The organism is Psychrobacter sp. CAL346-MNA-CIBAN-0220 (genome assembly GCF_040309805.1).
GTDB lineage: Bacteria > Pseudomonadota > Gammaproteobacteria > Pseudomonadales > Moraxellaceae > Psychrobacter.
Map to the genome: position 1 here is coordinate 1 of NZ_JBEOPF010000425.1, position 260 is coordinate 260.

Consider the following 260-nt stretch of genomic DNA (forward strand, 5'->3'; position numbering starts at 1 on the left):
TCCTTGATGTTACGTTCAGTTAAGTTATTAAAATCACCATTATTAATTCTATACTCTCTATCTCCGTCATATAACCAATATGGCATATAGTCTGTTTCCCAACGACAAATACTCGATGCTACATAATTTAAGTGTTCGTTATTATTTTTTTTAAATTCAAAAGCAACGCGTTTATTAGTTAATTCACACTCTAGGAATGCTAATTTTTCACTATACTCGGGGATTTCTTTAATTCCTGATTGGTTTGCAACCCATAATGG

Annotated in this window: 1 protein-coding gene; it reads right to left on the bottom strand. The window is 31.5% G+C overall.

Features of this window, described 5'->3' with window-relative positions; translation table 11 throughout:
- Window positions 1–260 (bottom strand): hypothetical protein (locus AAEY88_RS14235; protein WP_350563438.1); only part of this gene is annotated, 260 nt, incomplete at both ends.